Origin of the sequence: Nocardiopsis suaedae (genome assembly GCF_027706745.1) — a bacterium.
Taxonomy (GTDB): domain Bacteria; phylum Actinomycetota; class Actinomycetes; order Streptosporangiales; family Streptosporangiaceae; genus Nocardiopsis_A; species Nocardiopsis_A suaedae.
This window is the reverse complement of sequence record NZ_JAQFWP010000072.1, coordinates 1-24,896: the sequence shown is the minus strand read 5'-3', so window position 1 is coordinate 24,896 and position 24,896 is coordinate 1. Positions and strand designations below refer to the sequence as shown.

19 protein-coding genes and 1 pseudogene are annotated in these 24,896 nt (G+C 74.7%); 4 read left to right on the top strand and 16 right to left on the bottom strand.

Going from position 1 to position 24,896, the window contains the following annotated elements; translation table 11 throughout:
• Positions 1 to 4 precede the first annotated feature (4 nt).
• A complete protein-coding gene (uvrC, locus tag O4U47_RS26660) occupies positions 5 to 1,987 on the bottom strand; it encodes an excinuclease ABC subunit UvrC (RefSeq protein WP_270680733.1) in 1,983 nt (660 codons plus the stop codon).
• A gap of 153 nt (positions 1,988 to 2,140) precedes the next feature.
• On the opposite strand from uvrC, the gene O4U47_RS26655 reads away from it, so the two are divergent.
• Entirely contained in the window at positions 2,141 to 3,346 is a 1,206-nt protein-coding gene (locus tag O4U47_RS26655; protein WP_408639033.1) for a mechanosensitive ion channel family protein, read from the top strand.
• 90 nt (positions 3,347 to 3,436) lie between these two features.
• On the opposite strand, the gene O4U47_RS26650 is transcribed toward O4U47_RS26655, so the two are convergent.
• The 15 genes and pseudogenes from O4U47_RS26650 to O4U47_RS26580 form a co-directional block, all read right to left on the bottom strand.
• On the bottom strand, positions 3,437 to 3,871 hold the full coding sequence (locus tag O4U47_RS26650; RefSeq protein WP_408639032.1) for a Rieske (2Fe-2S) protein: 435 nt from the start codon (positions 3,869 to 3,871) through the stop codon (positions 3,437 to 3,439).
• A gap of 115 nt (positions 3,872 to 3,986) precedes the next feature.
• Positions 3,987 to 4,508, bottom strand: a complete 522-nt coding sequence (locus O4U47_RS26645; RefSeq protein ID WP_270680732.1) for an RDD family protein — start codon at positions 4,506 to 4,508, stop codon at positions 3,987 to 3,989.
• Entirely contained in the window at positions 4,505 to 4,990 is a 486-nt protein-coding gene (locus tag O4U47_RS26640) for an RDD family protein (RefSeq protein WP_270680731.1), read from the bottom strand. Before O4U47_RS26640 ends, O4U47_RS26645 begins: the two co-directional genes overlap by 4 nt.
• A gap of 83 nt (positions 4,991 to 5,073) precedes the next feature.
• The gene (uvrA, locus tag O4U47_RS26635; RefSeq protein ID WP_270680730.1) at positions 5,074 to 7,908 is read right to left on the bottom strand and encodes an excinuclease ABC subunit UvrA; all 2,835 of its coding nucleotides are present in this window, start codon (positions 7,906 to 7,908) and stop codon (positions 5,074 to 5,076) included.
• A gap of 270 nt (positions 7,909 to 8,178) precedes the next feature.
• The gene (locus O4U47_RS26630) at positions 8,179 to 9,219 is read right to left on the bottom strand and encodes a TerC family protein (RefSeq protein ID WP_270680729.1); all 1,041 of its coding nucleotides are present in this window, start codon (positions 9,217 to 9,219) and stop codon (positions 8,179 to 8,181) included.
• Between the two features lie 401 nt (positions 9,220 to 9,620).
• Complete coding sequence (locus O4U47_RS26625) at positions 9,621 to 10,697, bottom strand: glycosyltransferase family 4 protein (RefSeq protein ID WP_270680728.1); 1,077 nt, start codon at positions 10,695 to 10,697, stop codon at positions 9,621 to 9,623.
• On the bottom strand, positions 10,666 to 12,315 hold the full coding sequence (murJ, locus tag O4U47_RS26620; protein ID WP_270680727.1) for a murein biosynthesis integral membrane protein MurJ: 1,650 nt from the start codon (positions 12,313 to 12,315) through the stop codon (positions 10,666 to 10,668). Before murJ ends, O4U47_RS26625 begins: the two co-directional genes overlap by 32 nt.
• 573 nt (positions 12,316 to 12,888) lie before the next feature.
• Positions 12,889 to 13,722: pseudogene (locus O4U47_RS26615) on the bottom strand (hypothetical protein); the annotation flags it as partial.
• 247 nt (positions 13,723 to 13,969) lie between these two features.
• A complete protein-coding gene (locus O4U47_RS26610; protein ID WP_270680726.1) occupies positions 13,970 to 15,067 on the bottom strand; it encodes a copper transporter in 1,098 nt (365 codons plus the stop codon).
• A complete protein-coding gene (steA, locus tag O4U47_RS26605; RefSeq protein WP_270680725.1) occupies positions 15,064 to 16,269 on the bottom strand; it encodes a putative cytokinetic ring protein SteA in 1,206 nt (401 codons plus the stop codon). Before steA ends, O4U47_RS26610 begins: the two co-directional genes overlap by 4 nt.
• Before the next feature lie 272 nt (positions 16,270 to 16,541).
• Complete coding sequence (gene recN / locus O4U47_RS26600; protein ID WP_270680724.1) at positions 16,542 to 18,245, bottom strand: DNA repair protein RecN; 1,704 nt, start codon at positions 18,243 to 18,245, stop codon at positions 16,542 to 16,544.
• A gap of 49 nt (positions 18,246 to 18,294) precedes the next feature.
• The gene (locus tag O4U47_RS26595) at positions 18,295 to 19,236 is read right to left on the bottom strand and encodes an NAD kinase (RefSeq protein WP_270680723.1); all 942 of its coding nucleotides are present in this window, start codon (positions 19,234 to 19,236) and stop codon (positions 18,295 to 18,297) included.
• 13 nt (positions 19,237 to 19,249) lie between these two features.
• The gene (locus O4U47_RS26590; RefSeq protein WP_270680722.1) at positions 19,250 to 20,050 is read right to left on the bottom strand and encodes a TlyA family RNA methyltransferase; all 801 of its coding nucleotides are present in this window, start codon (positions 20,048 to 20,050) and stop codon (positions 19,250 to 19,252) included.
• Between the two features lie 117 nt (positions 20,051 to 20,167).
• The gene (locus tag O4U47_RS26585; protein ID WP_270680721.1) at positions 20,168 to 20,380 is read right to left on the bottom strand and encodes a hypothetical protein; all 213 of its coding nucleotides are present in this window, start codon (positions 20,378 to 20,380) and stop codon (positions 20,168 to 20,170) included.
• Positions 20,381 to 20,383: 3 nt separating this feature from the next.
• The gene (locus O4U47_RS26580) at positions 20,384 to 21,496 is read right to left on the bottom strand and encodes a coiled-coil domain-containing protein (protein WP_270680720.1); all 1,113 of its coding nucleotides are present in this window, start codon (positions 21,494 to 21,496) and stop codon (positions 20,384 to 20,386) included.
• A gap of 391 nt (positions 21,497 to 21,887) precedes the next feature.
• On the opposite strand from O4U47_RS26580, the gene O4U47_RS26575 reads away from it, so the two are divergent.
• The 3 genes from O4U47_RS26575 to O4U47_RS26565 are packed head-to-tail and all read left to right on the top strand — an operon-like array spanning position 21,888 to position 24,571.
• Positions 21,888 to 22,238 carry an SCP2 sterol-binding domain-containing protein gene (locus O4U47_RS26575; protein WP_270680719.1) on the top strand — a complete coding sequence of 117 codons (351 nt, stop codon included), beginning with the start codon at positions 21,888 to 21,890 and terminating at the stop codon, positions 22,236 to 22,238.
• 25 nt (positions 22,239 to 22,263) lie between these two features.
• The gene (locus tag O4U47_RS26570) at positions 22,264 to 23,595 is read left to right on the top strand and encodes a DUF1015 domain-containing protein (RefSeq protein ID WP_270680743.1); all 1,332 of its coding nucleotides are present in this window, start codon (positions 22,264 to 22,266) and stop codon (positions 23,593 to 23,595) included.
• Positions 23,582 to 24,571: an HAD-IIA family hydrolase gene (locus tag O4U47_RS26565; protein WP_270680718.1), complete on the top strand. Its 990-nt coding sequence runs from the start codon at positions 23,582 to 23,584 to the stop codon at positions 24,569 to 24,571. Before O4U47_RS26570 ends, O4U47_RS26565 begins: the two co-directional genes overlap by 14 nt.
• The last annotated feature ends 325 nt before the right edge of the window (positions 24,572 to 24,896 follow it).

The window sequence follows — 24,896 nt, the reverse complement described above, 5'->3', positions numbered from 1 at the left end:
CAGGTCATCCCCCATCGTTGCGTTCCTGTCCACCGGTGAGGTGGGCGTGCACGGCCTCGGCGGTGGCCCGGCCCACCCCCGGCACCTGCGCGATCTCGTCCGGGCCGGCCGCCTTGAGCCTCTTGACCGAGCCGAAGTGCTTGAGCAGCGCGTTGCGGCGGGCCGGCCCCAGGCCCGGGACGTCGTCCAGCGCGCTCCCGGTCAGCGCCGCCGAGCGCTTCTTGCGGTGGTAGGAGACGGCGAACCGGTGCGCCTCGTCGCGCACCCGCTGCAGCAGGTACAGGCCCTCCCCCGCGCGCGGCAGGATCACCGGGTCCTCCTCGCCGGGCAGCCAGACCTCTTCCAGCCGCTTGGCCAGGCCGCACACCGCCACGTCGTCGATGCCCAGGTCGTCCAGCGCCCGGCGGGCCGCCTCCGCCTGCGGGCGGCCCCCGTCCACCACCACAAGGTTAGGCGGGTAGGCGAACTTGCCGGGGGCCGCCCCCTCCCCCTCGGGCGGCGCGCCCCCGCCGGGTCCCTCCTCTCCCATGGTGGCCAGCTCGCCGCTCTTGCGGCCCTCCTCCAGGTAGCGGCTGAATCGGCGGTGGATCACCTCGTACATGGAGGCGACGTCGTGCTGCTCCCGGTCGCCCTTGGCGGTGCCGCGGATGGAGAAGCGCCGGTACTCGCGCTTGCGCGCCAGGCCGTCCTCGAAGACCACCATGGAGGCCACCACGTGCTCACCCATCAGGTTGGAGATGTCGTAGCACTCGATGCGCAGCGGCGCCTCGGCCAGGTCCAGGGCCTCCTGGACCTCCTGCAGGGCGCGGCTGCGCGTGGTCAGGTCCCCGGCCCGCTGCGTCTTGTGCCGGGCCAGGGCCTGCTCGGCGTTCTTGCCCACGGTCTCCAACAGGGTCTTCTTGTCGCCCCTCTGGGGTACCCGCAGGTCCACGCGCGCCCCCCGCAGCTCCGCGAGCCAGGCCGTGACCGCGTCGCGGTCGGCGGGCTCGGCCGAGACGAGGACCTCGCGCGGCACGCCCGCGCCCGAGGGGCCGTCCGCCCCGCCCGCGTCCCCGCCGCCGTAGGCCTGGGCGAGGAAGCGCTCGACGAGGCCCCCGGTGCCCACGTCCTCGACCTTGTCCACCACCCAGCCGCGGCGCCCGCGGATGCGGCCCCCGCGCACGTAGAAGACCTGGACCGCGGCCTCCAGGGGGTCCTCGGCGAAGGCGATGACGTCGCAGTCGGTGGAGTCGGAGAGCACCACCGACTGCTTCTCCAGGGCGGTGCGCAGCGCCTCCAGGTCGTCGCGGATGCGCGCGGCGCGCTCGTACTCCTGCTCCAGAGCGGCCTCGCGCATGGAGCCCTCCAGCGCGCGGATGAAGCGCCCGGTGTCCCCGGCCATGAAGGAGCAGAAGTCCTCGGCCAGCTCGCGGTGGTCCTCGGTGCCGATCCGCCCGGTGCAGGGGGCCGCGCACTTGCCGATGTAGCCCAGCAGGCAGGGGCGGCCGCTGTTGCGGGCGCTCCGGAACACCCCTGCCGAGCAGGTCCGAACCGGGAACACGCGCAGCAGGAGGTCGACGGTCTCCCGGATGGCCCAGGCGTGGCCGTAGGGCCCGAAGTAGCGCACCCCTTTGCGCTTGGCCCCCCGCATGACCTGCACCCGGGGGTACTCCTCACCCATGGTGACGGCCAGGTAGGGGTAGCTCTTGTCGTCCCGGTACTTGACGTTGAAGCGGGGGTCGTACTCCTTGATCCAGGAGTACTCCAGCTGGAGGGCCTCCACCTCGGTGCCGACGACCGTCCAGTCGACGTCGGCGGCGGTGGAGACCATGGTCTGCGTGCGGGGGTGGAGCGCGGCGAAGTCCTGGAAGTAGTTGGAGAGCCGCGCGCGCAGGTTCTTCGCCTTGCCCACGTAGATGACCCGCCCGTGCTCGTCACGGAAGCGGTATACCCCGGGCGAGGTCGGAATCGAACCCGGGCTGGGGCGCAGATGGGGTCGGACCGTCATGGCTCCATTGTGGTCGGCCCCGGGGACGTTCGACCAATCGCCCGTAACACCCGCCATGTCCGGCTCTGCGGTATACACGGTCCCAAACGTCACGATTCAGCATCCGGATGTCCTAGGTTGGTCGAGGACCCCGAAAGGAAGGGCGACAGAGCCGTGGACCTCATGCAGTGGACGGGCATCGCGATATCGGTGCTGGTGGCGACGGGTCTCGTTGCGGTCGTGCACTGGCTGCTCACCCACCAGCTCTCCAAGGTCTGGACCCTGGCGGGCTACCTGGTGAACCGCTGCCGCTACTCGGCCTACGTCGCGGCGGCGGCCATCGGAGTGAACCTCTCGCTGCCGAGCGTGTCCGAGATGGAGGACCGCTCGCTGTACGCGCCGATCACCCACGCCCTGGCCATCGCGATGATCATCGGCGTGACCTGGCTGGCGACGTCGGCGGCCTACGCGGTCACCGACGCGGTGCTGGCCAAGCTCGCCGACAGCAACGAGGACGCCGACCGCCGCGCCCGCCGCCTGCGCACCCAGGTGCGCCTGACCCGCCGGGTGGTGACCGGCGTCATCGTGGTGATCGCCACCGCGGCGGTGCTGTTCACCTTCGACTCGGTGCGCCTGCTCGGTGCCGGGCTGCTCACCTCCGCGGGCGTGATCGGCATCATCGCCGGCGTCGCCGCCCAGTCCGTCCTGGGCAACCTGTTCGCCGGGCTGCAGCTCACCTTCGGCGACGCGCTGCGGATCAACGACATCATCGTCTTCGACGGCGAGTGGGGCCGGGTCGAGGAGATCAGCCTCACCCACGTCACCCTGCGCATCTGGGACGAGCGGCGGCTGGTGGTGCCGGTCTCCGACCTCACCAGCAAGCCCTTCGAGAACTGGACCAAGCACGGCACCGAGATCACCGGCACGGTCATGCTGCAGGTGGACTGGGAGGTGCCGGTCGAGGAGATCCGCCGCGAGGTGGGCGCCTTCGTCACCGCGCACCCGCTGTGGGACGGGCGCCGCTGGTCCGTGCAGGCCACCGACGTGCTCGAAGGCACCGTGCAGCTGCGCGCGGTGGTCACCACCGCCGACTCCGACGCGCGCTGGGACCTGTGCTGCGACCTGCGCGAGCACCTGATCACCTACATCGCCGAGCGGTTCCCCGAGGCGCTGCCGCGCCGCCGCACCGAGTTCATCGCGGCCGACGGCGACACGGCCGAGCGCGTGCTGCGCACCGAGGAGGGCGAGGACGGCAAGGCCGCCGCCTTCACCGCGGCGATCCGCGGCCGCGGCCGCTCGGCCCAGGCCCCCGACGGGCCGCTGGGCGGGGGCCGCCGCCCGGACGGCTCCGACGACGGCGGGGACGACGGGGGCGTCTAGGCCCAGCCCGGCCCCGATGATCTCGGGGAAAACGACGCTACGAGCACGGTTATAGCGTCGTTTTTCCCGAGATCGACAAGGGAGGGGCGGTCAGGCCTCCTGCTCGCCTTCCAGGGTGATGTCGGTGCCGTCCACCGTGATGTCGAACCGCTTGAGCGGCTCGGTGGCCGGGCCCTGCACCGGCTCGCCCGTGGCCAGGTCGAACCTGCTGCCGTGGCACAGGCAGTGGATGTCCTTCTCCACTTCCTGGATGGTGCAGCCCGCGTGCGTGCATTCGGCGCTGAAGGCGCGGTAGTCGCCCTTCCCGGGCTGGGTGAGGACCAGCTTGCCGCGCACGATGACGGTCCCGCCGCCCTCGGGGACGTCGCCGGTCTGGGCCACGACGTCACCGATGAGCGCGTCCTGCGCCTCGGGCTCGTCGCCGCCCCCGCACCCGGCGGCCCCCAGGGCGGCCGCCCCGGCCGCTCCGGCGGTCCCGAGCATCCGCCGCCGCGTGATCCCGCAGCACGTTCCCCCCGCGCCCATGCACGGCTCCTCTCCGCGACACCGCTCCTACTACACGGCGTAGTCCTTCTTGCCTCCGCCAATCTAGTACCGGCGGCGGGGTGCCGCGAACAGGGGGCGCTTCTGGGACCGGGGCTCAGCGGGTGCTGAGCACCACCGTCCCGGCGACCTTGTCGTGGAGGCCCTGGCGGTTGGGGCGGTCCCACAGCGGCCACAGGCCGAACAGGACCAGGGCGAGGACGGCCAGGGTCCACATGGCCGGCGCGGAGAAGCCGAAGATCACCGGGCTCCACAGCAGGGCGCCGCGCGCCACGGACGCCATGACGGGGAGCGGCCCGGGGTACCCGGCGCCGGACAGCGGGGCCACCCGCAGCCCCAGGACGCGCATGCCCAGGGTCATCCGCCACCGGGTGACCGACACCGCCTCGTAGGCGGTGCCGAGGACGAAGGCGGCCACCGAGTTGAGGATGGCGAAGCTCGTCTCCAGCCCGCCCCGTCCGATCAGCGCGAGCAGCCCGGTCAGCATCAGCGCGAGCACCGCGCCGATGAGCAGGGCCGGCACCACGACCACCAGGATGTCGATCAGGCGGGCGAGGAAGCGCGGTCCCCACGACGCGAGGGGCGAGCGCGAGGGCGCCCAGGACGGAGCATGGCTCATGCCCCGACTTTACCGACCCGCGGCACGACGCTCGTCCCGGCGAGCCTGTCGTGGAGGCCCCGGTGCCCCGGCCGGTCGATCAGCGCGGAGAACACCGCGTAGACGGAGGCCATGAGCGCCAACAGGTTCAGCAGCGGGATGTAGTACACCAGCAGGTACCCGAAGAGCACGGCCGAGCGGATCAGCACCGCCCTGGGCTCGGGCGGCCCCGGGTCCAGGCGGACCTTGGCCAGCAGCTTTCCGGGGGTGGCGCCGTACACGCCGGTCATCACCACCTCGTACCCGGCGTAGACGGCGAAGGCCGCGACCGACAGGGCGACGGCGCCGACCACCGTGGGGTCGACGGCGTCGGCCCCGCCGGGCAGGACGGGGTCCAGCCCGGCGGTCACCGCCAGGTTGATGCCGGTGGCGATGACCAGGTCCACCACACGGGCGACGGCCCGCCGCCCGAACAGCGGCCACTCCCTCTCTGTGCTCTCCACGCCCCCAGCCTACGGCTCAGGTGGCGTGGCGGAGCGCCTGTCCGGCGGGGCGCGCCTCTCCACCGAATCGGCGCTGCGCCGCCTCACATGATCTCGGCGAGGAACCGGCCGGTGTAGGAGGCGGAGACCTGCGCGACCTCCTCGGGGGTGCCCTCGGCCACCACGGTGCCGCCGCCCGAGCCGCCCTCGGGGCCCATGTCGACGATGTGGTCGGCGGTCTTGATCACGTCCAGGTTGTGCTCGATGACGATGACCGTGTTGCCCGCGTCGGCGAGCCGGTCGAGCACCCCCAGCAGCTTGCGCACGTCCTCGAAGTGCAGGCCGGTGGTGGGCTCGTCCAGGACGTAGACGGTGCGGCCGGTGGAGCGGCGCTGCAGCTCGGTGGCGAGCTTGACGCGCTGGGCCTCGCCGCCGGACAGGGTGGTCGCGGGCTGTCCCAGCCGCACGTACCCCAGCCCGACGTCGTTGAGGGTCTGCATGTGCCGCCGGATCGCGGTGATGGGCTCGAAGAAGTCCAGCGCCTCCTCGATGGTCATGTCGAGGACCTCGGCGATGCTCTTGCCCTTGTAGTGCACGTCCAGGGTCTCCCGGTTGAAGCGCGCCCCGTGGCACACCTCGCAGGGGACGTACACGTCCGGCAGGAACTGCATCTCGATCTTGAGCGTGCCGTCGCCGGAGCAGGCCTCGCACCGGCCGCCCTTGACGTTGAAGGAGAACCGACCCGGCTGGTAGCCGCGCACCTTGGCCTCGGTGGTCTGGGCGAACAGCTTGCGGATGTGGTCCCACACGCCGGTGTAGGTGGCCGGGTTGGAGCGCGGGGTGCGCCCGATGGGGCTCTGGTCGACGTGCACGACCTTGTCCACCTGGTTGAGCCCGTTGACCCGCACGTGGCGGCCGGGCACCGCGCGGGCGCCCTGCAGCTCCTTGGCCAGCACCTTGTACAGGATCTCGTTGACCAGGGTGGACTTGCCCGACCCGGACACGCCGGTGACGGCGGTGAACACGCCCAGCGGGAAGGCGGCGTCGATGCCCTTGAGGTTGTTCTCCCGGGCGCCGCGCACCACCAGCTCGCGGCCCTTGGTCCGGGGGCGCCGCACCTGCGGCACCGCGATCTCGCGGCGCTTGGACAGGTAGTCGCCGGTGGCCGAGTCGGGGCTGTCCAGCAGCTCCTTGACGGTGCCCGAGACCACCACGGACCCGCCGTGCTCACCGGCGCCGGGGCCGATGTCGACCACCCAGTCGGCGGCGCGGATGGTGTCCTCGTCGTGCTCGACGACGATCAGGGTGTTGCCGATGTCGCGGAGCCGCTGCAGCGTCTCCAGCAGCCGGAAGTTGTCCCGCTGGTGCAGCCCGATGGAGGGCTCGTCCAGCACGTAGAGCACCCCCACCAGGCCCGAGCCGATCTGCGTGGCCAGGCGGATGCGCTGGGCCTCCCCGCCGGAGAGCGACCCGGCGGGGCGCTCCAGGCTCAGGTAGTCCAGGCCCACGTCGAGCAGGAAGCCCAGGCGGGCGCTGATCTCCTTGAGCACCTGGGCGGCGATGGCCCGGTCGCGCTCGCTCAGGTCCAGCTCGCGCAGGAACGCGGCGGCCTCGTCCAGCGGCAGCGCGGCCACCTCGGAGATGGAGGCGCCGCCGAGCTTGACCGCGAGCACCACCGGCTTGAGGCGCTTGCCGTCGCAGGCGTGGCAGGGCACGGTGCGCATGTACCCCTCCAGCCGCTCGCGGCTGAAGTCGCTCTCGCTCTCGGAGTGGCGGCGCTTGATCCAGGGGATCACGCCCTCGTAGGAGGTGTAGTAGGAGCGCGTGCGGCCGTACCGGTTGCGGTAGCGCACGTGCACCTGGGTGTCGTGGCCCTCCAGCAGCGCCTTGCGGGCCCTGCGCGGCAGCCGCTCCCAGGGGGTGTCCAGGTCGAAGCCCATGGCGTCGGCCACGGCCTGCATGAGGCGGCCGAAGTACTCGGCGGCGTGGCCGCCCGCCCAGGGGGCGAGGGCCCCCTCGTTGAGGGACTTCTCCGGGTCGGGCACGACCAGCTCGGGGTCGACCTCCATGCGGGTGCCCAGCCCGGCGCACTCGGGGCAGGCGCCGTAGGGGGAGTTGAAAGAGAAGGAGCGCGGCTCCAGCTCCTCGAAGGACAGGTCGTCGTAGGGGCAGTACAGGTGCTCGGAGAAGACCTTCTCGCGGTCGGCCGTGCCCTGCTCGGCGTCGACGAAGTCGAGGACGATGGTCCCGCCGGCCAGTTTGAGGGCGGTCTCCACCGAGTCGGTGAGGCGCTTGAGGGCCGTGGCCTTGACGGTGAGGCGGTCGACGACGACGGAGATGTCGTGCTTCTCGGTCTTCTTCAGGGCCGGCGCCTCGTCCAGGCGCACGGCCGCGCCGTCGACCAGGGCCCGGGTGTACCCCTTGGCCTGCAGGTCCTTGAAGAGCTCGGCGTACTCGCCCTTGCGGCCCCGCACCAGGGGCGCCAGCACCTGGAAGCGGGTGCCCTCGGGCAGCTCCAGGACGCGGTCGACGATCTGCTGCGGGGTCTGGCGGGCGATCTCGCGGCCGCACTCGGGGCAGTGCGGGACGCCGATGCGCGACCACAGCAGGCGCAGGTAGTCGTAGACCTCGGTGATGGTGCCGACGGTGGACCGCGGGTTGCGGCTGGTGGACTTCTGGTCGATCGAGACCGCGGGGGACAGCCCCTCGATGAAGTCGACGTCGGGCTTGTCCATCTGGCCGAGGAACTGGCGTGCGTAGGCCGACAGCGACTCCACGTACCGCCGCTGCCCCTCGGCGAAGATGGTGTCGAAGGCCAGCGAGGACTTGCCCGACCCGGACAGCCCGGTGAACACGATCATCGCGTCCCGGGGCAGGTCGAGCGAGACGTCCTTGAGGTTGTGCTCGCGGGCACCCCGGATCACCAACTGATCGGCCATGTCGCTCCATCCGCCGGTATCGGCACGGGCGCGCCGGAGGCGCGCGGGGACGTCGAAGGCTCCGGCCCTCAAGCCTAGAGGCGGTCGGTGACGTCCGGGCGACGTTCGCGCGAGAGCCCCGCGAGGGCCGTGGCCTTCCTGGTCAACGCGTCGCGGGCGGGGATTCTTCCGGGCCGGGGAACGCGTCGTGGCGCCCGCCGGGCCGGCGGGCGCCACCAACTATAGACGAACAACCGTTCGAGGGGCAGCCGCGGCGGCGTGCCGTCCCGTTCAGTTCATGCGGTCGGCCGGGACGTCCTCGTCGCCGCCCCCGTCCGCGTCCCCGCCCGCGGAGACCGCCTCCTTCGGGACGCCGCGGGACTTGAGCAGGCTGGCGACGATGGTGACGGTCATCACGCCGATGATGACGGTCAGCGAGGCGGCGATGCCGATCTCGGGGACGTGCACCCCGTTCTCGTGCAGGGCGTGCAGGATCATCTTCACGCCGATGAAGGCCATGATGATGGACAGGCCCCAGCTGATGTAGACGAGGCGGTCCATCAGCCCGGCCAGCAGGAAGTAGAGCTGGCGCAGGCCCAGCAGGGCGAAGGCGTTGGCGGTGAAGACGATGTAGGCGTCCTGGGTGAGGCCGAAGATCGCCGGGATGGAGTCGACGGCGAAGACCAGGTCGGTGACGCCGATCGCGACGATCACCATGAGCATCGGGGTGACGTGGCGGCGGCCCTTCAGCCGGACCGTGAGCTTGGCGCCGTGGTAGTCGTCGGCCACCGGCCAGACCTTGCGCACCATGCGCACGGCGAAGCTGTCGGAGTAGTCCTCGTTCTCGTCGTCGCCCTTCATGTGGTCGCGGACGATCTTGACCGCGGTGTAGATGAGGAAGGCGCCGAAGAGGTAGAAGACCTCGCTCCAGGCGTTGATGGCCTGGGCCCCCACGGCGATGAAGATGCCGCGCATGATGAGCGCGATGACGATGCCGACCAGGAGCACCTCGTGCTGGTACTTCTTGGGGACGGCGAACGCGCCGATGATGAGGTAGAAGACGAAGAGGTTGTCGACGCTCAGGCTCTTCTCGGTGATGAACCCGGCGAAGTACTCGCCCGCGGCGGTCGCGCCGCCGAAGTACCAGATCCCGAAGCCGAAGATGACCGCGACGGCCATGTAGAAGGCGGCCCACCAGGCGGCCTGCTTCATGCCGAACTCTTTGGGCCCGCTCTTCTTGCTCCACGGGTGGTCGACGATGGCCAGGTCGACGGCCAGGATGGCGACCATCGCGCCGATGGTGGCGAACCACACCCAGGTGGGAACGTCCATGGATTCTCCTCCGGTCGAGGCGCCCGGTAGTCGGGCACGCTTGCCAACCGGAGGTCTCTCCCGTCCCCGGCGGCAGGCCGAAGGGCCGCTGCGCATCAGGGACCGGCGGCACCGGGCCCGCGTCTTTGCGGACCGTGATGACGACACCGCCGTCGACTAGGGATACTCCCCTCACGACGGACCAGGGGAGGGCATACGAGACAAGGCCCGCACCTCCGCGGATCCGACCCCAATGATGCCATCTCTTCCGGATCCCGTGAACACCGTATGCGCCAATGTCGCGTCAAACACGTCGCCCGGTCCGGTGTTCAAGCCCCTCCATCGTTGATCTCGGGAGAAGCGACGCTACAAGCGCGGTTGTAGCGTCGCTTCTCCCGAGATCAACGGGGACCCGGGCCGGGTCACCTCGTCAGGCGGCCGTACAACGCCTCGAGCTGGTCGGCGGTGTCCTCCTCGGTCGGCAGGCGCGCCGCGGCCTCGTGGGCCCGGGCGGACATGCGTCCGGCCAGGCCCGGCTCGTCGAGCACCCGCCGCACGGCCGCGGCCAGCGCCCCCGGGTCGCCCGGCGGAACCAGCAGCGCGCAGTCCTCGTACAGATCGGCGATGCCGCCCACCCGGGTCGCCACCACCGGCAGGCCTGCCCGCAGCGCCTCCATGACCACCAGCGACGGCCCCTCCCAGCGGCTGGGAAGGATGAACGCGTCGGCGGCGGCGAGCAGGTCCGCCACGTCCGTGCGATGGCCCAACAGCCGGACCGGCACCCCTCCCTCGCGGATGCGGCGCTCCAGCTCCGGGCGGAGCGGCCCCTCCCCCGCGATCGCCACGAGCGGGCGCGCCCCGCCCGCGACCGCCTTCGGCACCGCGTCCAGCAGCACCTCCAGGCCCTTCTGGGCGGCCAGACGGGCGACCACCAGCAGCAGCGGGCGGTCCGGGCCGACACCCAGTTCGGCGCGGACCCGCTTCCTGGGGCGCTCCGGCGGCGCCAGCGGAGGGGCGGCCACTACGGCGCGGGCGGTGCGGCGCGCCCCCAGAGCGCGCATCCGCTCCACCAGGTCGCCGGAGACGCCCAGGACCGCGTCGGCGCGCAGCGCCACCACCCGCTCCAGCGCCGGGTAGGCCAGCGCGCGCGGGCCGGACACCTCCGGGGGCGCGTTGTGCACCGTCACCGCCAAGGGGGCGGCCCCGGCCGCGGCGCACATGGCCCCGGCCCGGACCCCGTGCGCGTGCACCACGTCCGCCCCGGAGACCAGCCCGGAAAGGCGGGCGGCGGCCGCCGCGTCACGCAGCGGGCGGGGCCCCGCACCGATCTCCACCGGCGCGAAGCGGGCTCCGACCCGGTCGAAGGCGAACAGGCCGCCCACCTCGGACGGGGCCAGCACCGCCACCCGGTGCCCGCGCCCGGCCAGCAGCCGCGCCGCCGACCGCACGTGGTTGCCCACCCCGCCGCTACTGGTGCCCAGGACCAGTGCGATCCGCATCCCGCTCCGCCTTCCTCGCCGTCAGTCCCTTCACCCTCACCGCCGCCGCGCGCACCGACCGCGCGTCGACCGCACCGGCGACCGCCCCGAACACCACGAGCGCGATCCCGCCCGACACCGCCACCGCCGCCAGCGCCGACACCGCACCGGCACCGTAGTCGCCCATCCGCCCTGCCGACCACCACCCGGCGGCGAACCCGGCGGCCGCGCCCAGCCCGGCCGCCAGCAGCGACCGCCCGGCCCCCGCCAGCGCTCCGGGCCCGTGGGCGGCGCGCACCCCGGCCCCCAGCAGCACCGCCGCCAGCGTCAGCCCGAGGGCGGCGCCCGCCCCCAGCGCCGCCACCGTCCAGTCCGCGGGCAGCACGGCCACCAGGCCCGCTCCCGCGGCCATCACCACCGCCCACCCGGCGATCTGCGCCAGCGCGGCGCGGCGCCCGTGCCCGGAGGCGTACAGCGCCCGGCTCAGCAGCGCCACCAGGCCGAAGCCGACGATGCCCAGCGCGTAGGCGGGCAGCGCCCGCTGCAGCGCGAGCGGGTCCTGGCGGGCGAAGAGCGCGGCGACCGGACCGGCGGCGGCCGCCAGCGCGGTGGCCAGGCCGCCGGTGAGCACCACCACCGCGCGCACCCCGACCGAGAGCACCGCGGCGAACCCGTCGGCGTCGCGCTCGCCGTGGCGCACCGCGAGGGCGGTGAAGGCGCTGGTGGCGATGGGCACCGCCACCACGCCGTAGGGCAGGGTGAACAGGGCCCAGGCGTAGTTGTACAGCACCGCCTGCCCGGCGCCGCCGCCCCAGTTGGCCAGCGCGACCGACAGCAGGAGGCTGAGCTGCATCGCCACCAGCGGCACCAGGGCGGCGGCCGCCAGCGACCGCACCTTGCGCCCCACACCCGGCGGGAACCGCAGGCGGGGGCGCAGGCCCAGCCGCAGCCGCGCGGCCGGGAGCAGGGCGGTGAGGAACATGGCCGCGACCCCGACCGTGGTGCCGCCCGACAGCACCAGTCCGGCCGCCGTCGGCAGCCGCTCCGCGTCGGCGGCCCGGTCCCCGGCCAACGGCACGAACGCCACGTAGGCGGCCATCACCACCAGGCTGGACACCAGCGGGGCCAGGGCCGGGGCGAGGAACGCGCGGTGCGCCTGGAGCACGCCGTAGAGCACCGCCGCCAGTCCGTAGAACAGCACCTGGGGGGCGAACACCGCCAGGAAGTGCGCCGCCAGGGTCAGCACCGCGTCCCGGTCGCACCCGGGCAGGGGGCCCAGCATGGCCGCCATCACCGGGACGGCGGCGGCCGCGAGCAGCGCGCTGAGCGGGACCGCCGCCACCACGACCCAGGTCACCAGGGCCGAAGCGGTCTCGGCGACGTGCCGCCGGTCGCCGCGGGCGGCGGCCGACGCCAGCACGGGCACGACCATCCCGGCCAGGGCGCCGCCGATAGCGATCTCGAAGAGGACGGTGGGCAGCTGGTTGGCGGTCACGTACGCGGTGCCCACGCAGGTGTCGCCCACGGTCTGGGAGAAGACCACGGTGCGCCCGAACCCGGCGAGGCGGGCCAGCGCGGTCACCGCGGCGATCAGTGCGGCGGCACCGGCGACGCCCGCCCCGGCGCGGCGCAGGCGCACCGCCTAATCCCCGTCGGCGGAGGAGTCCGGGGCCTTGTCCGCGGCGGCGTCGCGCGCGGCCGACCGCCCCCGCTCGTCGGCAGGGGTTGCGACCTGCGGTGTAGAGGTGTCGGAGGGCGGCTCATCGTTGACGGCGTCGTCTTCGGAACGGGCCGCGGGAACGTCGCCGCCCTTACCCGAACGCGCCCTGTGCGCCGACGGCCCGGCAATCGCTCCGGCGTCCACTGAGGAACCGCCCTGGGAGGAACCGCCATCGGCCGCGTCTTCGGACTCGCCCTGGCCTGCCCTGCCCACGGCCCTACCCGCACCAGCAGCAACAGCGCCACCACCGGCACCGGCAGCCCCCGAACGCCCGGCATTCGCCCCCGTCGCGTCCGCAGCTTCGTCGCCGGCTCCGCTCTCGGCCGCAGCGCCCTCCGGCCCATCGATCAGGGGCACGTCACGGACTGCCTCGGCCACCCCTTCCGGCCGCTCCGGACCGGCGCCCGCGCCGGGTCCGGGGTGGGGTCCGGAACCGGCGGCGGAGGCCCCGCGTTCCACGCCGGCCGGTCCGTCGGACGTCGGGTCCCCGGTGTCCGTGGACGTGTCGGTCGGGGCCGGACGGCGTCCCAGGCGGTCGAGGCGGCGCAGCGACGGGGTGGCGTCAATGACCTTCGTGAAGCTGACGACCTCGCTCGCGGCGGTCAGCGCGGCGGTCCCGGCCAACAGCGCGAGCCGTCCCTTCCGAGGCAGGCCCGCGGCGGCCACCGTGCCCAGCAGGGCGCCGAGCGCGTTGGCCCCGGCGTCGCCGAGCATGGCCCGCTCCCCCAGGTCGTCGGGGAGCAGGGCCGCGGTGGCCCCGCACAGCGCCCCCGCCGCGGGGGCGGCGGGCCCCGCCAGGTGGGCGGCACCGGCCGCAAGCACGGCCTTGCCCGCCCTCCCGGGCCGCAGGTCGAGAAGGTTGACCAGGTTCGCGCTCCCGGCGATGAGCGCGCCGTCGAGCAGCGTGTCGGCGGGGCGGCGGCCGAGCAGCGCCGCGGCGGCCAGGCCGGTCGCGCCGATCCCCGCGATCTTGACCGCGCCGGTGGTGACCTTCCCCCGGGCCAATGCGCCCAGGTGGCCGCGGAACCCGCGGGCCTCGCCGCCGCCGGACAGGTCGTCGTAGCAGCCGAAGGCGGCGGCGCCCGCCGTGGCCGCCACGGCGGCGGCGCGCTCGCGCCCGCCCAGCCCGGGGGCGGCCAGCACCCCGGCGCACGCGCCGACGGCGACGGCGGGGCCCTCGACGAGGGTGACGGGCTCACCTCGGAAGTTGGTGCGCGTCCACATGTCGCGGACGTGCTCGGGCAGGCGGAACAGGTCGCCCCCGGGCGAACGCGTGGGCGTGCGGCCGGGAAGCGCGTAGGCGGCACGGGCCGCCGCTGCGGACACACCGGCGGCGAAGGCGGCGGAGGCGAGTCGCCTGAACGCCCCGGGGCCCGCCGCTGCGTCCGCCCGGCGGCACGCGGTCCCGGCCGGGTCCTTCCGAATGAAGAGGGGCATGGGGGCTCGCTTTCACTCCTGTTCCGTAGGTACAGGTCCGCCACCGCAGGCCGGGGCCACCACGGTCCCGGCCGCTGGGGCATCCGCCGTGGCGGGCGGCGTCCCGGTGTTCGCGCACCTGTCCATTCGGGCGCCTCTACCCTGCCTGCGGCGTGCGGCGGTCGGCGGTCTTCTCCGTCCGCTCGCCCGTCTCGTCGGCCTCGCGGGCCGGGGGCGGAGGGTCGGGCAGGAACCCGTCGGCCTCCTCCCCGGTGCCGTAGTGGCCCGGGTCGTCCTCCAGGGCCTCGGCCAGGGCCAGTACCGCCGCCACGTCGCCGGACGGGCGCCCGACCGCGTCCGCCGTGGCGACCGGCGTCCCGTCCCGGCGCACCCGCGCGATCAGGCCGCCCGGCCCGGCCGCCGAGGCGTCACCGGCCAGCAGCGCCGGGGCGTCCCCGCCGACCGCCGCCACCAGCGGCAGGACCGCGTCGTTGCCGTGCGGTTCGGCCTCCTCGCCCTCGGGCGAGGGCGAGGCCCCGGTCGGGAACGGCGTGGCGGGCGCGACCACCAGCACCGCGTCCGCCGCGTCCACGGGCTCGCCCTCGACCGTCAGCAGCCCCGCCTCGGCGAAGCCCGCCAGCACCGCCTCCCCGTCGATGCCGCCGCCACCGCCCTCGTCGGAGCCCTCCCCCTCCTCGGAGCCGCCGTCGCCGTCCTCTCCGCCGTCCCCGGAGCCGCCGTCGCCGTCCTCGGGCACGGCCCCGACCGCCTCGGCCAGCCGCGCCGCCGCCCGCTCGTACGGGCCGCCCGCGCCGCCCGACGCGTCGGCGCCCTCCGCGAGCTGGTCGGCCAGCTCCCCGACGAAGGTGGCCTGGTCCGGGTCGATGTACTTGTCGGCCAGCGCCAGGTGCCCCTCGACGGTGCCCCCGGCCTGCTCCACACGCGACTCCAGCCCCGTCCGCACCTCCGCGTCGGCGCCGGGCGCCGACACCACGACCACGCCCGTCCCGTCCAGCCGCCGGTCCAGCACGTCCTCGGCGAAGACGGCGGCCATCTCGTCGCCGCCCTCGTTGAGCGCCTCGGCCCGCTCCTTCTCGGTGCGCAGCGTATCGCTCTGCTCACGCAGGTCGGAGGTCTCGGACTTGAGGGTGTTGAGCAGCGGGTCCTGCAGCATGGTGGTGCCCAGCACCAGCCCCACGGTCAGGGCGAGGAAGACGGCGACGATGGACACCAGGTGGTACCGGAAGTCGATCACGAGAACAGCCCCGTCAGCCAGTAGAGGAAGGCGTCCCAGCGCGCCCCCGCGTTGGCCAGGAACACCTGGCCCACCGGGGAGCTCCAGGCCGCGACAAGGATGGTGAGCAGCGAGGCGGCCACCAGCGCCAGCAGGGACCACGGGGAGATCCGGCTGCGGTAGAGCCGGCTCACCCCCTTGGCGTCGACGAGCTTGCCGCCCACCCGCAGCCGGGTCAGGAAGGTGCTGGCCATGCCCGCGCGCCCCTTGTCGAGGAACTCCTCCAGGGTGGCGTGGGTGCCGACGGCCACGATGAGCTGGGCCCCGCAGTCGTCGGCGAGCATCATCGCCACGTCCTCGCTGGTCCCCGTCGCGGGGAAGACCACCGCCTCGTGCCCCAGGTCGGTCAGGCGCTTGAGCCCGGGGGCGCGTCCGTCCCGGTAGGCGTGCACGACCAGCTCGGCCCCGCAGCCCAGCACCCGGTCCGAGACCGAGTCGAAGTCGCCGACGATCACGTCCGGCCGGTACCCGGCCTCCATCAGCGCGTCGGCGCCGCCGTCCACACCGATCATCACCGGCCGGTACTCGCGGATGTAGGAGCGCAGGGCGGCGATGTCCTCGCGGTAGTGGTAACCGCGCACGACGATGAGCACGTGCCGGTCCTCGATGCGGGTGGCGATGCGGGGCACGCCGACGCCGTCGAAGAGCAGCTCGCGCTCGCGCTTGAGGTACTCCATGGTGTTCGCGGCGAACGCCTCGAGCTGCACGGACAGCCCGGCGCGGGCCTCGTCCATGGCGGCGGCCACCGACTCGGCGTCCTGCACGACGCCCTGGGCGACCGTCTCGTCTCCGCGGGTCAGGCGCCCGTCCTCCAGGTGGAGCACCTCGCCCTCGCGCACCCGGGCGAAGACCTCCGGGTCGACCTCGTCGACCAGCGGGATGCCGGCCTCGACGATCATCTGCGGCCCCAGGTTGGGGTAGCGGCCGCTGATCCCGCTGGCGACGTTGAGCACCGCCGACACGCCGCACTCCACCAGTGCCTCGGCGCTGACCCGGTCCAGGTCGGTGTGGTCGATGACGGCGATGTCGCCGGGGCGCAGGCGCTTGGTGAGGTTCTTGGTGCGGCGGTCCGCGCGCACCGGGGCGGTCACGCCGGAGGAGCCGCCGTCCTTGGGGCGGCGGAACCGCGGGAATCGGGCGCCGAGCGCCGTCGGGACCTTCATTGCTCGCATACTGCCACGGGGGACCGGGTGATCGTTATAACGGTGCGGTACACGGCGTGTTCACCCCGTGAGCACCCCCGCGACTCCGGCCCTTCCCGCGTGCGGAAAGGCCGGATCCGACCACGGTGGCCGATATGGGCCGCCGGACGTACGGGGACGGGGCGGGGCGCCGCCCGGTCCCGCGTTCCGGGCGGCGGAGTCCCGGGGCGCCTCCGGTCAGGGCGCCCGGCCCCACCCGCGTCGGTCCGCCCCGACCGGCGCGGGACCCCGGGTCAGGACTCCGAGCGGGCCTTCTCGGCCATCTCCAGGAGCTCCTCGGCGTGGGCGCGGCCCAGTTCGGAGTCCTCCATGCCCGCCAGCATCCGGGACAGCTCCCGGGCCCGCGCCGCCGTGTCCAGGCGGCTCACGCCGCTCTCGGTGACCGTGCCCTCGCTCGACTTGCGGACCACCAGGTGGTTGTCGGCGAACGCCGCCACCTGCGGCAGGTGCGTCACCACGATCACCTGCGCCCGCCGCGCCAACCGGGCCAGGCGGCGGCCGATCTCCACCGCGGCCTTGCCGCCCACGCCCGCGTCGACCTCGTCGAAGACGAACGTGGGCACCGGGTCCGCCCCCGCGAACACCACCTCGATGGCCAGCATCACCCGGGACAGCTCACCGCCCGAGGCGCCCTTGTTCAGCGGCAGCGCCGGCGACCCCGGGTGCGGGGCCATCAGCAGCTCGACCTCGTCGCGCCCGTTCGGCCCGAACTCCTCACCCGGCTCGACCCGCACCTCCACCCGGGCGTGCGGCATCGCCAGCGCCGTCAGCTCCTCGGTGACCGCCGTGCCGAACCGCTCGGCGGCGCCCCGGCGCAACCCGGTCAGCTCCGTGGCCAGCTCCTCCATCTGCCCGGCGAGCTCGGCCTCCTCGGCGCGCAGCTCCTCCAGGCGGTCGTCGTCGCCGTCCAGGTCGGCCAGGCGCTTGGCGGCGTCGCGCGCCCAGGCCAGGACGTCGTCGGCGGTCTCCCCGTACTTGCGGCACAGCTGCCCCAGCAGCGCCCGCCTCTCCTGCACCGCCGCCAGCCGCGCCGGGTCGGCCTCGACCGACTCGGCGTAGGAGGCCAGCTCGGTGGCGGCGTCCCCGAGCGTGTAGGAGACCTCGTCCAGGCGGTCGGCGACCGACGCCAGGTCGGCGTCGTGCTCGCGCACCGCCCCCAGCGCCTGGCGTGCCGCGGCCAGCAGCCCCACCACGTCGGCCTGCACCTCGGCGGCCGGGTCGCCGGTGAGCGCCTGGTTGGCGGTGGTGGCGGCGATGCGCAGCGAGTCGGCGTGGGCCAGCCGCGTCTCCTCGGCCAGCAGCTCGGCCTCCTCGCCCGGCAGCGGCTCGGCCGCGTTGATCTCCTCCAGGCCGAAGCGGAGCAGGTCGGCCTCCTGGGCCCGCTCCCGCGCGCGCTCGGTGATCTCGGCCAGCTCGTCGGCGACCTCCCGGTGCCGCCGGTAGGCCGCCGTGTAGGAGGCCAGGGCGCGGGCCAGCTCCGGCCCGGCGTAGCGGTCCAGCGAGGAGCGCTGGCGGTCGGTGCGCAGCAGCCGCTGCTGGTCGGACTGGCCGTGCACGGCCACCAGGTCGTCGGCGAGGTAGGCCAGCAGGCTCACCGGCGCCGACCGGCCGCCCATGGTGGCGCGCGAGCGCCCCTCCGCGGACACGGTCCTGTTCAGGATGAGCACGCCCTCGTCCAGCTCGCCGCCGCCCTCGGCGACGCGCTCGGCGACCCTGCCGTCCTCGGCGACGGCGAGGCGGCCCTCGACCACCGCCCGGTCGGCGCCCGGGCGCACCCGCTGCGGGTCGGCGCGGCCGCCGAACAGCAGCCCCAGTCCGGTCACCACCATGGTCTTGCCGGCCCCGGTCTCGCCGGTGACGGCGGTGAACCCCGGCGACAGCTCCAGCACGGCGTCGTCGATGACGCCGAGACCGCGGATGCGGACTTCTTCGAGCACCGAACCCTCTCCTGCTCCCGACTGCGTCGCGGCCGTCCGGCTCCGGCGGCTAGAGGTCGTCGCGCTCGGCGCGCCCCCGCCAGCCGGCGACCGGCAGGCCGAACTTGGCCACCAACCGGTCGGTGAACGGCGCCCGCTGCAGGCGCGCCAGGCGCACCGGCGTGTCGGAGCGCGTGACCTCGATCCGCGCCCCGGCGGGCAATTCGACCATACGGCGTCCATCGCACCAGAGCACGCCCGCGGGGGTGTCCGGGACGATCTCGAACGCGACCACCGAGTCCGGCGAGACCACCACGGGCCGGGCGAACAGGGCGTGCGCACTGATCGGAACCACCAGCAGCGCCTCGACTTCCGGCCACACGATCGGCCCGCCCGCGGAGAACGCGTGCGCGGTGGACCCGGTCGGTGTGGCACACACCACACCGTCGCAGCCCCAGCGCGACAGCGGGCGGCCGTCGATCTCCAGGACCGTGTCGAGCATCCGCCGGGCGGTGGCCTTCTCCAGCGTGGCCTCGTTCAGGGCCCAGGTGCGCACCGGGGGCTCGCCCTTGGCGCGGCCGCCGTTGTGGACCGCCACGTCCAGGGTCATCCGCTCCTCCACCGCGTAGCGCCGCTCCACGACGCTGCGCACGGTGGCGTTCAGGTCCTCCCGCTCGGCCTCGGCCAGGAACCCCACATGGCCCAGGTTCACCCCGAGCAGCGGCGCCCCGGCCGGGCGGGCGATCTCGGCGGCCCGCAACAGCGTGCCGTCGCCGCCGAGCACCAGCACCAGCTCGACGCCCTCGGCCGCGCCCGGCCCACGCACCGCCTCCACCGGGTCGAGTTCGAACCCGGCCCGCTTGAGGTCGTCGACCTCCGAGGCGAGCATGCGCACGGTCAGCCCCGCCTCGGTGAGGCTGGAGTGCACCAGCCGGGTACTGCGCATGGCGGCCTTGCGGCCGGTGTGGGCCAACAGCAGCACGCTGCGCCCGGTCCCACCGGTGGTGGTCATGGACACGTCCTCCCTAGCTCGGCCCCTCGGCGATGGCGCGCTCCAGCGCCTCCGCGCCCAGCGGCGGCGCTCCGGCCCGCAGCCACAGGAAGTACTCCACGTTGCCGGAGGGACCGGGCAGCGGGCTGGCCGCCACCCCGGGCACGCCCAGTCCGAGCCCGGCGGCGGCGTCGGCGACGTGCCGGACCGCCTCGGCGCGCAGCTCCGGTTCGCGCACGACGCCCCCGGCGCCCACGCGCTCCTTGCCCACCTCGAACTGCGGCTTGACCATCAGGGCGAAGTCGGCCTCGGGGGCGGCGCAGCGGGCCAGCGGAGGCAGCACCAGGGTCAGCGAGATGAACGACAGGTCGCCCACCACGAGGGTGGGGCGGTCCCCGTCGAGCAGGTCCGGCGTGAGCTCGCGGACGTTGCACCGCTCCAGGACCCGCACCCGCGCGTCGGACCGGAGCGACCAGGCGAGCTGGCCGTAGCCCACGTCCACGGCGACCACCTCGCGGGCGCCGCGGCGCAGCAGCACGTCGGTGAAGCCGCCGGTGGAGGCCCCGGCGTCCAGGCACAGCCGGTCCGCCGGGTCCAGGGCGAACGCCTCCAGCGCGCCCACGAGCTTGTGCGCGCCCCGGGAGACGTAGGAGGGGGCGTCGTCGGGGGCCTTGACCAGGACCGCCTGGTCGGTGCCGATCTGGGTCGCGGCCTTGCCCGCGGGCACCCCGCCCACCAGGACGTGGCCCGCCTCGATGAGTTCGGCGGCGTGCCCGCGCGAGCGCGCGAGCCCGCGGCGGACCAGTTCGGCATCGAGCCGAGTGCGTTTGGCCATGGTTGAAATCGCGCCCATCCGGAAGAAGTCTGCCTAAGGACGATACCGCCCCCGGATCCGCACGCGTGCCCGATCCGGGAGCGGGGCCGACGGGGGCGTCCCGGGGCGGAGCCGGGCTCAGTCCGTGCGGTCCAGACTGCCCAGCACGTCCGACAGTTCCTGGTGGAGGGCGTCGAAGACGGCCACATGGTCGGCGGCGGGCAGGTCGTCCAACGACGCCAGCCGCTGCCGCACGCTGCGCAGGGTCTGCTCGGCGATCGCGGCCCCCTCCGAGGCCGGCTCCGGGGCGGGTGCCGTGTCGGCCCCGGGGTACTCCTCGGGTGCGGACACGGGTCAGTCGCCCTTCTTGGCCGTCGAGCCGCTCCTGGAGCGCGTCGTATTGCGCTTCCCCGAGGACTTGCCGGTCGACTTGCCGCGCCCGGTGCCCTTCTTGGCGGGGGCCTTGCGCTTGGCGGCCTCCTCGGCGGACTTATCGCCCTGGTCGTCGGCAGCGGCGCCGGCGTCGGCGTCGGCGTCGGCCTCGGCGGCGGAGTCGGCGGGCTTCTGACCGTTCTTCGCGGCCTCGGCGTCGGGGGCCTGCCCGCCGTCGGAGCCGGCGGTCTCACCGGACTCTGCGGTGTCGGCGGCATCCTGCGCGGCGGACGCCTCGGAGGCGGCGGCGTCCTCGGGAGCGGCCGCCTCAGCGCGGGCCGCGCCTTCAGATGCCGCGGTCACGGCGGCCTCATCGGCGGTCGCGTCGGCGGCCTCCGCGGGTTTCGCAGGCGCTCCGGCACTGGTGGTCTGCGCCCCCGCCTTTTCGGCCGCCCTGTCGGCGGATGCCCCGGCGGCCTTCTTCTCCGTCTTGCCCGTCTGCTTCTGGCGGGTGGACCCGCCACCCCTGCCCGCGGACGCGCCCTGAGGCGCGGCGACCGGTTCGGGCGCGCGCTCGGGGGTGCCCGCCGCCCCGGACTCGGCGACAGGCTCCGAAGCGGGCTCCGGCTCCGGCTCCGCCGCCTCCGGGGCCGCCGACGGGCGCACGGGCTCGGATGCGGGCTCGTCCTGCGCGGGTTCCTGCGCGGACCGCTCCGCCGCCCCCTGCTCGGGCACCGCGGCGGACCGCGTCCACAGGGGCGCGCCGCCGCGCACCGACGCCAGCCGCCGCTCCAGCTCCGCCACCCGGCGGGCCAAGCGGTCGTACTCCGTGCGCGGCACCATGTCGCGCCGCTCCATCTCCCGCGCGACCTCGGCCCGGACCAGGTCGCCCAAGGCGTCCCGGTTGCCCTGGCTGGTCTCGATCAGCTCCGCCGCGAGCGCCTGGATGCTGCGCCCCAGCCCCTCGCCGGGGGCGTCCTCGCCCGCCCCGGTCTCTCTGATCAGCGACTTCGCCGCGGCGACGGCGCGCTTGCGAGTGAGCTCGTTGAGGCCACTGGTGGCATCCAGGTAGGTGCGCACCGCATCGACGACCATGGTGGGGCTGCTCCTAAAACGACTCGGTCCTGGCCCGATGTTGACGCGCTCGTCCGGACGGGGCCGGAGGGGGCCGTCCCGTACCGCGCGGCGCGGCACGTCCACGGCTTCCTGCCGCACCGGCCCGTGCCGCCGTTCCGGCCGGTCGTACCGGGTGTCCACGGGCGTCCGAGCCCGATGGCTCCGTTCCCGCCCGCCCGGCGCCGACCGGCCACTCGACGTTATCAGGCACGGCCCCGCCCCTGCGGCGATTCGGCCGCCCGCCGGCCCGGCCCGCGGAGGACCGCCCCCGGTCCGCGCCGGGCCGCCTTCGGGCGGCGGTGGGCGCCACGGGCCGGGACGCACCGCCGCCCGAGGAGCAACCGCTCCCCCGCTGCGGCATCATGGGGCCATGACCAGCGTTGAGGACTGCCGCCGCGCGATCGATCGGGTCTCGGAGCGGATCATGGAGGTCGACGAGGCCGACCGCCGCAAACACATCGTGGACCGCACGGTCAGCGTGACCGTGAGCGACCTGGACACCGTCTTCGACATGCGCCTGACCCGCGACGGCCTGCGCGACGTGTCCTCCCGGGCCGCGTCCGCCCCGGCCGAGCGGGCCCAGGTGCGCATCACCTCCACCGCCGACGACCTGGTGGCCCTGGCCGAGGACCGGCTCGACTTCGCCAAGGCGATGCTGTCGGGCCGGGTCAAGCTGGAGGCGAGCTTCTCCGACCTCATGCGCATGCGCAAGCTGCTCTAGCCGCGGGTATCGTTCCAGGGTGCCGATGGATACGGGTGAAGGCGCCCTGGAGCTGGCCCCGCTGCGCGGGCTCCGGTACGCGGGCGCCGACGCGAGCGCCCTGATCGACTCCCCCGACTTCAACCTCGCCCTCGCCCTCTCACCTCCCTATGACCTGGTCGACGCCGCCTCCTATGCGCGCATGACCCGGGTCGAGCCGCTCAACGCCGCCCGGCTGACCGCCCCGCCCGCGGTCGACTGGCCCGACCGGTACACCGGCGCCGCGCGCACGCTGCGCCGCTGGGTCGGCGAAGGGGTGCTGGTACGCGACCCGTCGCCCGCGGTGTACGCCTACGAGCAGACCACCCCCGGCGGGCTGCGCCAGCGCGGCCTGATCGGGCTGCTGCGCCTGCCCCCTCCGGGCAGCGGAGCGGTCCGCCCGCACGAGGCCATCTCCGAGGAGCCGGTGCTGGACCGGGCCCGCCTGATGGCCGCCACCCGGGCCAACCTCGAACCGATACTGCTGCTGTACCGGGGCGGCCGGGGCGCCGAGCGCGGCGCCGCCTCGCAGGCCGCCGACGACCCGGCCGAGAAGGGCGACGAACCGCTGGTGGACACCGTCACCGGCGACGGTGTCACCCACCGGCTCTGGGCGCTGACCGACACCCGCACGCACGCGCGCATCGCCCGCGACCTGGCCGGGCGCACCGCGCTCATCGCCGACGGGCACCACCGCTACGCCGCCTACCGCCGCCTGCAGGCCCGCCAGTGCGGCCCCGGCCCCTGGGATCTGGGCCTGGCGCTGCTCGTGGACTCCGAGGCCTCCCCGCCCCGGCTGGGCCCCATCCACCGGGTGCTGCCCGGCCTCGACCCGCGCGCGGCGGCCGAGGCGGTCCGCGCCCACGCACGGGTGCGGGAGCTGCCCGGCGGCACCGGCCCGGCCGGTGCGGCCCGGCTGCTGGCCGAGGCGGCCCGGAGCGGACCGGCGCTGGCGGTGGGCGACGGGCGCGGCTTCGCCCTCATCGACCAGGTCAGCCCGGAGGCGATGCGGGCGGCCGCGCCCGACCGGTCCGAGGACTGGCGGGGGATGGCCTCCGCCGTCCTGGAACGCCTGCTGCTGCCGCTGTGGAGGACCGGCGCCGAGGAGGCCGAGCTGGTCCACGACGACCCCGCCGAGGCGGTGCGCCGCGCCGACGCCCGCCCCGGGCCGGCGTCGGCCGTGCTGCTTCCGGCGCTGCGCGTGGAGGACGTGTACGCGGTGACCGCGCGCGGGGAGCTCACTCCGCGCAAGTCCACGTCCTTCGGCCCCAAGCCGCGCACCGGCCTGGTGCTGCGCTCCCTGGAGTCCGTACCTGAGAGGACCGATGAAGCCCGCTGACCTCCCCCTGAACGCGCTCTACGACGCCGCCCTGCTCGATCTGGACGGCGTCGTCTACATCGGGGACCGCGCGGTCCCGGCCGCGCCCGAGGCGATCGCCAAGGCGCGCGCCGCCGGGATGGCGGCGGCGTTCGTGACCAACAACTCCTCGCGCACGCCCTCCTCCATCGCCGAGCGGCTGACCGCGCTGGGCGTCCCGGCCGCGGCGTCCGACGTGGTGACCTCGGCCGAGGCCGCCGCACGGCTCATCGCCGAGCGGTTCCCGGCGGGAGCGCCGGTGCTGGTGGCCGGCGACACCGGGCTGCGGTGGGCGCTGATCCGCCGCGGCATGCGGCCGGTGACGCAGGCCGCCGAGGACCCGGTGGCGGTGGTGCAGGGGCACTCCCCGCGGCTGGGCTACGACCTGGTGTGCCAGGGGGCGCTGGCGGTCGGGCGCGGGGCGCTGTTCGTGGCCAGCAACGCCGACGCCACCGCCCCCATGGGGCCGGGGATGGTGCCGGGCAACGGCTCGTTCTCCCGGGTGATCGCCAACGCCACGGGGGTGGAGCCGGTCGTCGCGGGCAAGCCGATGCGGCCCCTGCACGAGGAGGGTGTGGCCCGCACCGGCGCCGAGCGGCCCCTGGTGGTCGGCGACCGGCTGGACACCGACATCGAGGGGGCGCACGCCCGCGGCGCGGCGAGTCTGCTGGTGCTGTCCGGGGTGACCGGCGCCCGCGACCTGGCCGCCGCACCGCCCGAGCGCCGCCCCGACCACATCGCCTGGGACCTGTCCGGCCTCAACGAGGCCCACACCGGCACCGATCCGCTGCCCGACGGAGCGGCCTGCGCCGGGTGGACGGCGCGCATCCGCCCGGACGGGCTCGTCGCCCTGTCCGGCAGCGGCGACCGGCTCGACGGATTGCGCGCGGTGTGCGCGGCCACGTGGACCGCCCCGGGCGCCGACCCACGGACGGCGCTGGACCGGCTGGGCTGGTAGCCGGACCACGTCGGCCGATAGACCGCACGGCTCCCACCTGCAACGATCCGCCGGGCTCCTCGCTGTGCGGGTGGGCGGGCGGCTCGGCTGGTTCCCCACTGACGGACCCCGGCCGGGCGACGGGTGGCCGGGGTGCGAGGTGGAGGGCGGCGACGACGGGACCAGCGGGTACCCCGCTCCGGGCCCTGGCCGGGCGGCAGGTGGCCGGGGTGCGAGGTGCATGGCGGCGACGAAGGTCGGCGCTCCTACCTGCGGGTCGGTCGGCCGTCTGGCGTGTGCGTGGTCCCGGTGATGGGCGGCGACGGCGGAAGCGGGGCGGTTCCCC

Coding starts and splice junctions, on each gene's coding strand:
- uvrC (WP_270680733.1), bottom strand. CDS start 1,987: ATGACGGTCCGACCCCATCTGCGCCCCAGCCCGGGTTCGATTCCGACC.
- O4U47_RS26650 (WP_408639032.1), bottom strand. CDS start 3,871: ATGGGCGCGGGGGGAACGTGCTGCGGGATCACGCGGCGGCGGATGCTC.
- O4U47_RS26645 (WP_270680732.1), bottom strand. CDS start 4,508: ATGAGCCATGCTCCGTCCTGGGCGCCCTCGCGCTCGCCCCTCGCGTCG.
- uvrA (WP_270680730.1), bottom strand. CDS start 7,908: ATGGCCGATCAGTTGGTGATCCGGGGTGCCCGCGAGCACAACCTCAAG.
- O4U47_RS26630 (WP_270680729.1), bottom strand. CDS start 9,219: ATGGACGTTCCCACCTGGGTGTGGTTCGCCACCATCGGCGCGATGGTC.
- O4U47_RS26625 (WP_270680728.1), bottom strand. CDS start 10,697: ATGCGGATCGCACTGGTCCTGGGCACCAGTAGCGGCGGGGTGGGCAAC.
- steA (WP_270680725.1), bottom strand. CDS start 16,269: ATGAAGGTCCCGACGGCGCTCGGCGCCCGATTCCCGCGGTTCCGCCGC.
- O4U47_RS26595 (WP_270680723.1), bottom strand. CDS start 19,236: ATGACCACCACCGGTGGGACCGGGCGCAGCGTGCTGCTGTTGGCCCAC.
- O4U47_RS26590 (WP_270680722.1), bottom strand. CDS start 20,050: ATGGCCAAACGCACTCGGCTCGATGCCGAACTGGTCCGCCGCGGGCTC.
- O4U47_RS26580 (WP_270680720.1), bottom strand. CDS start 21,496: ATGGTCGTCGATGCGGTGCGCACCTACCTGGATGCCACCAGTGGCCTC.
- O4U47_RS26575 (WP_270680719.1), top strand. CDS start 21,888: ATGACCAGCGTTGAGGACTGCCGCCGCGCGATCGATCGGGTCTCGGAG.
- O4U47_RS26570 (WP_270680743.1), top strand. CDS start 22,264: ATGGATACGGGTGAAGGCGCCCTGGAGCTGGCCCCGCTGCGCGGGCTC.
- O4U47_RS26565 (WP_270680718.1), top strand. CDS start 23,582: ATGAAGCCCGCTGACCTCCCCCTGAACGCGCTCTACGACGCCGCCCTG.